8 protein-coding genes are annotated in these 8,294 nt (G+C 58.7%); 2 read left to right on the top strand and 6 right to left on the bottom strand.

Going from position 1 to position 8,294, the window contains the following annotated elements; all coding sequences use genetic code 11:
* Positions 1-263 precede the first annotated feature (263 nt).
* Positions 264-680, top strand: a complete 417-nt coding sequence (locus tag ACTQXI_RS08735; protein WP_441548528.1) for a type II toxin-antitoxin system Phd/YefM family antitoxin — start codon at positions 264-266, stop codon at positions 678-680.
* Entirely contained in the window at positions 571-978 is a 408-nt protein-coding gene (locus tag ACTQXI_RS08730) for a type II toxin-antitoxin system RelE/ParE family toxin (protein WP_441015903.1), read from the top strand. Before ACTQXI_RS08735 ends, ACTQXI_RS08730 begins: the two co-directional genes overlap by 110 nt.
* A gap of 271 nt (positions 979-1,249) precedes the next feature.
* Here the strand turns inward: ACTQXI_RS08730 and tsaD are convergent, their stop codons facing one another.
* From tsaD to acpS, 6 genes are read right to left on the bottom strand one after another with little or no spacing between them, the layout of a single operon-like run.
* Positions 1,250-3,634 carry a tRNA (adenosine(37)-N6)-threonylcarbamoyltransferase complex transferase subunit TsaD gene (tsaD, locus tag ACTQXI_RS08725; protein WP_441548527.1) on the bottom strand — a complete coding sequence of 795 codons (2,385 nt, stop codon included), beginning with the start codon at positions 3,632-3,634 and terminating at the stop codon, positions 1,250-1,252.
* Complete coding sequence (gene tsaE, locus ACTQXI_RS08720; protein WP_427719841.1) at positions 3,621-4,127, bottom strand: tRNA (adenosine(37)-N6)-threonylcarbamoyltransferase complex ATPase subunit type 1 TsaE; 507 nt, start codon at positions 4,125-4,127, stop codon at positions 3,621-3,623. Before tsaE ends, tsaD begins: the two co-directional genes overlap by 14 nt.
* Positions 4,128-4,139: 12 nt before the next feature.
* Positions 4,140-4,760 carry a uracil-DNA glycosylase gene (locus ACTQXI_RS08715; protein WP_154515160.1) on the bottom strand — a complete coding sequence of 207 codons (621 nt, stop codon included), beginning with the start codon at positions 4,758-4,760 and terminating at the stop codon, positions 4,140-4,142.
* Positions 4,761-4,768: 8 nt separating this feature from the next.
* Positions 4,769-5,914, bottom strand: coding sequence for an alanine racemase (gene alr / locus ACTQXI_RS08710; protein WP_441548526.1), 1,146 nt, complete (start codon positions 5,912-5,914; stop codon positions 4,769-4,771).
* A gap of 2 nt (positions 5,915-5,916) precedes the next feature.
* Entirely contained in the window at positions 5,917-7,533 is a 1,617-nt protein-coding gene (locus tag ACTQXI_RS08705; RefSeq protein WP_441548525.1) for an NAD(P)H-hydrate dehydratase, read from the bottom strand.
* Positions 7,534-8,073, bottom strand: coding sequence for a holo-ACP synthase (acpS, locus tag ACTQXI_RS08700; protein WP_154515166.1), 540 nt, complete (start codon positions 8,071-8,073; stop codon positions 7,534-7,536).
* Positions 8,074-8,294: the final 221 nt, after the last annotated feature.

The raw sequence follows: 8,294 nt of genomic DNA, 5'->3' as shown, positions 1-8,294 counted from the left end.
GCGGCTTCTACGAGCATACGAGGCGCCAGATGATCGATCGTCCCCAGCCCTTCTGGGACTATTGGCAACGGCAGGGAGCGGCTACGTCAATGCTGGTCTAACAGAGAGATTTGAATTTCTCGGTATAAAACGTCACTGACCTCGGACTTTACCCCACGACAGTTTTTGCTTGAGAGATGCTCCTCGGGGGCGGGGCGGGCGCCTGCCGCCATATATGAACTTTCCTGCTCGGGCAGTCCTGCTCACGACGGAGGCCACATTAAGTGGCCTCCTGTTCGTGCGGAACTCGCGATAAAGTTCATATATGGCGGCAGGCGCCCGCCCCGCCCCCGAGGAGTTCCCATCCCAAATCTCAACTCTGTTATCATAATTACGATAATATTCTGATAGCTCAGGAGGTAGCTGTGAATATTAGGCCAGTCTCAGATCTTAGAAATCACTACCCGGACGTTGAACGCGAAGTCGAACAGGAGGGTCCGGTTTTTCTAACTAAAAACGGGCGGGGCTCTATGGTCGTCATGAGCTTTGAGCAGTACAAGTCACTGAGCAATCCGATCGAGAGCGCACTTGATGCCGCTGATCGTCAGGCTGCCAGCATGCAACTTCGCTATACACACGACGATGTCTTTGGCTCTGTCAGAAAAATGCTCGACGGCGGTCTCGATGAACAGGCACTATAAGCTCCGCTATCTTCCCCTATTTTGGGAGGACCTCAGCCAAGCAGCGTCATATATCGCCTTTGATCTCAATAACCCCGCTGCAGCAAATAGGCTTGTCGACAATGTTGAAGCAGGCATACTCGAGCATCTCAAGAATCCAACCATGTCACCAACATACCCTTCGACAAGAAGACGGTCGCACCCGTATTACCGCTTCTACGTTGGCAACTACATGGTTTTTTATGTCGTCATCGACGACGTCATGGAAGTCCGCCGACTGCTATATAAAAGCCGAGATATTGAGTCGATTATCAGGTAGGTTTCTCTCAGCTAAAGCACGCCGGAAATTTGACGCTGACCTGTTAACCTTGCCGGACGTTGTCGACGCCGATCCAGCTCAGTAGCTGCATCGATACAGAAAGGTTCCCGACGCTGCCCGGGCGCCAGCGGCCGCATATGAACTTTATCGCGAGTTCCGCACGAACAGGAGGCCACTTAATGTGGCCTCCGTCGTGAGCAGGACTGTAGAGCAGGAAAGTTCATATGCGGCCGCTGGCGCCCGGGCAGCGTCGGGAACCGCGCCCATACGACTACAGCGTCATGTTTGGATCGGCGTCGACATCGAACGGCGAGATTTCACCTCGGTCGAATTTGCGGCGAGCGACCTCCGCAATCATGGCGGCGTTGTCAGTACAGGCCGAGAGAGGCGGCACCGTTACGCGAATCCCCTGACGCCCGAGTTTCTTAATCATCATCTCGCGCAGATGCGGGTTGGCCGAGACGCCGCCGCCGATGCAATACTCCTTGCACCCGGTGGCGTGCAGGGCGTTCTTGGCCTTCTTGTACTGCACGTCAAAGACCGCCGCCTCAAACGAGGCTGCAAGGTCGGGCAGGTGAATCGTGCGCCCAGCCTTGGTCTCCTGCTCAATATAGAGCGTCACCGCCGTCTTGAGGCCCGAAAGCGAGAATCGATAGTCTCCCCTGCTGTTAAGCGCACGGGGAAAATCGATCGCGCGGGGATTGCCCGTCTCGGCGAGCTTGGAGATGATGGGGCCACCGGGATAGCCCAGACCCAGCGCCTTGGCAACCTTGTCGAAGGCTTCGCCCACGGCGTCGTCCAGCGTCTCGCCAAGCACCTCGTAGTCGCCCCATGCCTTTACGTGCACGAGCATGGTGTGCCCACCCGAGACAAGCGTAAAGATAAACGGCGGCTTAAGGTCGGGCTGCGCCAGCAGGTTGGCGAACAGGTGACCCTCCAGATGATTGACGCACACGAGCGGTTTACCGGCAGCATACGCAAAGCCCTTGGCAAAGGCGACGCCCACCACCAGGGCACCCACCAGGCCCGGGCCTTGCGTCACACCCACGGCGGCAAGCTCACTTGGCGCAATCGCTCCACCCTCAAGCCCAAGCGATACCGCGGCATCTTCAAGCGCCGCATCTACGACACTTACAATCACCTCGACATGCTTGCGCGAGGCGATCTCGGGCACCACGCCGCCAAAGCGAGCATGAAAATCAATCTGCGTCGACACCTGGTTGGCCAGCATATTGCCGTCCGCATCGATAATCGCAACAGCCGTCTCGTCGCAAGAGCTCTCGATGGCAAGAACTAGGCGACGGCGCTCGATTTCGGCACGCTCCTCGGCGGTGCGCTCGGGCTCAGGCAGCGGCCAGACGCGCTGCTCGGCAGCCGTTGGCTCGGGCGAGGCATTGTCGAGAGGAAGCACCAGGGGCAGCGACGCCGTCATGACGATGGCATCCTTGCCGACGCCGTAGTAGCCACGGCGACGACCCGCCTCGGTAAAGCCCAAGGCGCTATAGAGCGCAATCGCACCCTCGTTGCCGTCCTCAACCTCAAGCGAAGCAGTGGTGCAGCCGAGCATCTGGGCGTCATAGCTCACGTGCGACAGCAGCTTGCGGGCAATGCCCTCGCGACGATGAGCAGGATCAACCGCGACGTCCATAATCTGAACGTCACCGTCGACGACCATGCCGCCGGCAAGTCCCAGCAGCTGACCGTCGTCGTGCGCCACCCACCAGCTACGCGGTGCGGCAACGCCCTCGCCCAGCTCGGACAGGAACATGCCCGGCGTCCACGCCTCGTGTCCGGCGCCTTCAAAGCAGGCGGCCTCCAATGCGCTCGCGCCCTCGGCATCCGCCGCGCCCATGGGACGAAACTGCAGATGGCGGCCGGCGAGCTCGTCGGCAACACCCGTAATCTCGCTCTGGGCGCTCTCGGCAAGCCCAAGGCGCTTGCGCTCATTTTCCTCGGCATCCGAAAGACGCGTGTAGATCGGCAAAACGCGAGCCGGATTACCGTCGCCCGCGGCGCGCGCCATCAGAAGGCCCTCGCCCGAGGGCCACCACAGGTCTCGCTCCACGCAGCGCGCAGTCTCGTCCTCACTCAGCAGCTTGCCATAACGTACGAGACCGTCACCAGTCAGCTTAACCTGGCCCCAGTCCGCGGCCTGGCGCCACTCATCAAGCGCCACGGCGGCTTTGACCACGTGTTCGCGCTCAAACAGACGCTCGGGACCTTCGTCCCCCAGCACGTACAGAGCCGGATACACCTCGCCACGCATGGCGTCGGCAAGAACACCAAGCTTGCCGCGCACGCCAGCCTTCCACGCCGTCCAGGCGCAAGCGTCAAGTGTCGACACGCCCAGCAACGGCACGTTGGCACCGCGCGCCAGACCCTTGGCGGTCGAGATGCCAATGCGAACGCCCGTAAACGAACCCGGGCCGCGTCCAACCACATAACAGCCGACATCGCCGCGATTCAGCCCGGCCTGCGCCAACACGCCATCGACGGTATTCACAAGTTCCACGTTGGCATGGCGACGACACAGATGGTCCCCGCTCACCAGCTTCGCCTCGCCCGTCTGTTCATCAATCCAGCTTGCCGCGCAGGCAAGCATGTCGGTCGAAGTATCGAGCGCCACTACCAGCGCGTTGTCGTTATGCAAGCTCATCTTGTACAGCCTTATCAATCAAATCGAAAAGCTCCGTCGCGCGCTCGCCGTGCGCCTCGAGCGCGATCGTTCGCACGTCGCTATCGTCCTCATCGCGCCTAAGCGTCACCGAGAGATACTCATCCGTCAGCTCGTCCTGAAACTGCTCGCCCCATTCCAACAGGCAAGCGCCCTCATAGCCGAGCACGTCAAAAATGCCCGTATCCTCGAGCTCGTAGGCATGCTCCAAGCGGTACAGATCAAAATGGAACAGCGGAATACGCCCCTGGTCGTGAACGGCCATGAGCGCGAACGTAGGACTCGTGACCATATGCCCGTCGCCCAAGCCGCGCGAAACGCCCTTGGTAAAGTGGGTCTTTCCCACGCCCAAGCCGCCGGTCAGTATCAGCACATCGCCATTTTCTAGACACGGTGCGACCAACTCGCCAAAATGCTCCGTATCGGCAGTACGAGCCGTTTTGTAGGTACCTAGCCCCAGGCGCTCCAGGGACATATACGCTCCTTATTATTCCGAGGCGCCCTCTGGCGCGGGATGTCGCACCAGATAGTCGCCCAGCATCTTAAAGTCTTCCTCCAGCAACTCCTGCCACGCCGGATTGCGCAGCGCCGCCGCGGGATGAAACGTCGGCATCACCACAAAGTGCCCCATCTGATGGAACCTGCCGCGCAGCTTGGTAATGCCAATCTCGGTCTTGAGCACAAAGTGCGTTGCGGGATTGCCGAGCGTCACGATGATATCGGGCCAGATGCTTCGAATCTGCTCGCGCAAAAACGGTGAGCAAGCAAGCACTTCCTCGGGACGCGGATTGCGGTTTCCCGGCGGGCGACATTTAAGCACATTGGCGATATAGACATCTTCACGCTTAAGACCCGCCAGGGACAGAATGCCGTTGAGGTCTTCACCCGCCGCCCCCACAAAGGGCTCGCCCTGTAAATCCTCGTTACGGCCCGGCGCTTCACCAATAAACATCACGCGAGCGCGGGGGTTTCCCACCCCAAACACGATATTGTGGCGCGACTGGTAAAGCTGGCAAAGGCGGCAATCACCCAGGACGGCCTCGATCTCCTCGAGTGCAACTTCGCGCGGCGCCTGATGGCTATGGCCGGGGATGTGCATAACGCCCATAGCGGCCCCTACACGTAGACCTTGTCGAGACGCATGCCAAAGCCGCAGGCGACCTCGTAGTTAATCGTGCCGCGCAGGCGCGCCATCTCATCCATGGTAATCTCGGCATCGCCATCGCGACCGATAATTATCATCTCGTCGCCATGTTCGGCCTCGGGAATCTCGTGAGCCGGGTTGGACTGAATGGCAACCATAAACTGATCCATGCAGATATTTCCGACCTGACGCACGCGCTCACCGCGATACAGCACGTCCATACGATTGGAAAGCGTGCGCGAAAGGCCGTCGGCATATCCGATCGGCAGCGTGCAGATCTGAACGCGTGTGCGCGGTACGCGGTAGGTAAAACCGTAGCCTACGCCCTCGCCCATCGCAGGATGCGCCACGCGCGTCACGCGCGCATGAACGCTCATAACGGGATCAAGCTGCATCACGCGGCCGCTCAGCTCGCACGGCTGCATGCCATACAAGCCAACGCCAGCGCGAATCATATCAAAATGCATCGAGGGGTCGAGCATCGAGGACGGCGTGTTGGCACAGTGCACGATACCGCACTCAAAACCCGCATCCTTAATGGCCTGAACGGCCTCGATAAAGCGCTGGCACTGCAGCTTGTAGTCCCAACCCGATGGTTCGTCGGCCGTGGCAAAGTGCGTAAATACGCCGTCGCACTGAATACCGCGATGGAAATTAATACCGCGGACAAAGTCGAGCACTTGCGTGTAGTGAACGCCGATGCGGTTCATACCCGTCTCGATGGCAAGATGATACTTGCCCACCTTGCCCGCCGCGACGGCACATTCACCATACGCAAGAGCAAAATCGGACGTATAGACCGAGGGCATGATATCGAACTCGAGCAATGAAGGAATAGCCTCGATGGGAGGCTCGCTTAGAATCAGGATGGGCTTGGTGATTCCGCCCTGGCGCAACTCAATACCCTCGCTGACCGTCGCCACGGCAAACATGTCGGCACCGGCCGAATACATGATCTTGGCGCACTCGACGGCTCCATGACCATAAGCATCGGCTTTAACCACGCAGCACAGGCGCTGACGCGGATCTAGCAAGTTCTTATAGGCCCTCGTATTGCGGCGGAGCGCCCCGCGGTCGATCTCGACCCAGGACCAACGCGTCAAATCGGCTTTATTCATGATTAGTCATCCGACCCTTCGTCCATGATTCCCAGATCATCGAGCGCATCCTTTGCCGCCAATTCCATGGCGGGACCGATCAAGTCGATAAGATCGGTCGCGATAACGCTCTTCTCGCCATACTCCGTCGCCGCAGCAAAGCCGGCATAGCTGTGGAGTGCGACGGCATACGAGTACAGCAGCTCCCAACGGTCCATCTCGTCACGCATGGTCGCAAGCGTTCCTGCAAGGATACCTGCGAGGACATCACCCGAGCCAGCGGTCGCCAACGACGCTGGGCCCGAAAGCGGCAGCAGCACGCGCTCGACGCCGCAAATGGCCGTCGTCGGGCCCTTAGCGATAACAACGAGATTATCGGAACCGGCAGCCCAGACAATCTTTTGAGCAGCGGCAATCGCAGTGCCAAGATCATTGACCTCGTCGCCGGCAACGAGACGCGAAAGCTCGCGATAATGCGGCGTCATAACGAGCGGCTGCTCGCGACGGTACATCTCGGGATTACTGTCGATGCCGTCGATTGCAATCTTGGCAAGGCAGTTGAGCGCATCTGCATCTAGGATAAGCGGCACATCGAGCTCAAGCAGGCCCGAAACGACTTGCATCGATCCGGCAGACGTCGTCATGCCAGGCCCGCACACAACGCAGCTGTACTTCTTAGCAATCTCGCACACTGTCATACGCGCAGCGGCACCAAAAGATCCACGGGAATCAGACGGAATGGCGAAAACGGGAATCGACGGGAGCGCCATACGAATAAGGTTGGCGCACGCATCGGGCGTCGCAACGGCCACATAACCGGCACCAGCACGAGCGGCAGACTTTGCGGCCATGATGGCGGCACCAGGATATTGTGCCGACCCGGCAACGATGAGCGCGGAGCCGCGCGAATACTTATCGATATTCGTGGGCAGCGGGGCAAAGTAGTCCACCAGATCACCGGGCTCAACGATCTCGGCAGCATGATCGACATCATCGATGACTTCGTCGAGGCGGTCGTACAGACCGCCACACACCAGATCGCCAGCATACTCCGGACCGTCAGCGCTGTAGAGGCCGATCTTAGGGGCAATCATCATCACGGTACGCTCGGCACGGATGCAGTCGTCATCCACAACGCCCGTCTCGGCATTCAGGCCCGAGGGAACATCGATAGAAACAACGTGATCGGCGCACTCGTTAACCGTAGGAATCCAAATAGAAAACGGCGCACGAAGGTTGCCGTGAAAACCGGTGCCAAAAATAGCATCGACCACGACATCCGCTTTGTTAATGAGAACCTCTAGCTCGTCTCGCGAAGGCCCAACGCACACATGAACGTCGCGACCGGCGGTGCGACGGGCAACGTGACGAGCAAGGGCAGCAGGAATCTCATCCGGCTCAACTGGAGAAACGATATCAACATCAACGCCCTTATGGGTCAGGATATCCGCAGCGACCCAACCATCACCGCCGTTATTGCCAAAGCCGACCAGCACAAGAACGCGATCAGGGTTGAGCTTTAAAATCTCGTTGGCGGCAAATTCACCCGCCAACTCCATGAGCTCGGCCTTCGAGGTGCCCTCGCGCTCGATGATATCCTCGAGGCGAACGACTTCCTCGGTACTCAAAACCGGTTTCATCTATGCTCCTTGCGTATCTTGCGGATTATCGATCAAATGCTCCGACAAAGCAGATTGTTGCAGCTGTTCAAGCTCATCCAATACAGAACGAGCCTCTTTAAATGTCTGGGCAACGCGCTCCTTGGTGCTCATTTTTTCTTCCTTAGGCTTAGGTCGAGCATCCTCGGTGATCGCAATGGCATTAGCGACAGCCAAGTCACCCGTAAGGGTAATAGAAAGAGCAACCTCGACAACACCCAAATCCTGGGCGATTTCGAGAGCGCGACCAGAAAGCAGAGCCTTTGGCTTGCCGAGCCTATCGCGTGTTACGGAAACATCCTTACGTCCAACGCCCTGACTAAACCCCGTTCCAAGTGCCTTAAGTACCGCTTCGCGAGAGGCAAAGCGGCTGGCATAATGAGCGGCAGGGCGAGACGACGCATCGCAATACGCACGCTCTTCATCGGTAAACACGCGCCGGGCAAACGAGGGCGTCTTCTCAAGAATTGATTTCATTCGGGAAATCTCGACGATATCAACGCCGATACCAGCTTCAGCCATGTTCACCTCCATGCTACACAGACTACGATATTGTAGCCCGTTCAAAGAAGATGCGACAAACGAGGGTTATAAAACACAGCTACTATGTGAGACAAATTGCCTGAGAAACGAAAAAGGGGGAGGCCGCGAGGCCTCCCCCTTCTCGATTCTCGATGACGGCTCGGTGCCGTCCACCGGTCAGCGGCGCCCTGGCCTCCCACGGGCTGGCCCCGCAGTACTCT

Source organism: Collinsella sp. LCP19S3_C9 (assembly GCF_052121575.1).
Classification (GTDB): Bacteria; Actinomycetota; Coriobacteriia; order Coriobacteriales; family Coriobacteriaceae; genus Collinsella.
This window is presented reverse-complemented; position numbering and strand designations above follow the sequence as displayed.

Coding starts and splice junctions, on each gene's coding strand:
- ACTQXI_RS08730 (WP_441015903.1), top strand. CDS start 571: ATGCCGCTGATCGTCAGGCTGCCAGCATGCAACTTCGCTATACACACG.
- tsaD (WP_441548527.1), bottom strand. CDS start 3,634: ATGAGCTTGCATAACGACAACGCGCTGGTAGTGGCGCTCGATACTTCG.
- tsaE (WP_427719841.1), bottom strand. CDS start 4,127: ATGTCCCTGGAGCGCCTGGGGCTAGGTACCTACAAAACGGCTCGTACT.
- ACTQXI_RS08715 (WP_154515160.1), bottom strand. CDS start 4,760: ATGGGCGTTATGCACATCCCCGGCCATAGCCATCAGGCGCCGCGCGAA.
- alr (WP_441548526.1), bottom strand. CDS start 5,914: ATGAATAAAGCCGATTTGACGCGTTGGTCCTGGGTCGAGATCGACCGC.
- ACTQXI_RS08705 (WP_441548525.1), bottom strand. CDS start 7,533: ATGAAACCGGTTTTGAGTACCGAGGAAGTCGTTCGCCTCGAGGATATC.
- acpS (WP_154515166.1), bottom strand. CDS start 8,073: ATGGCTGAAGCTGGTATCGGCGTTGATATCGTCGAGATTTCCCGAATG.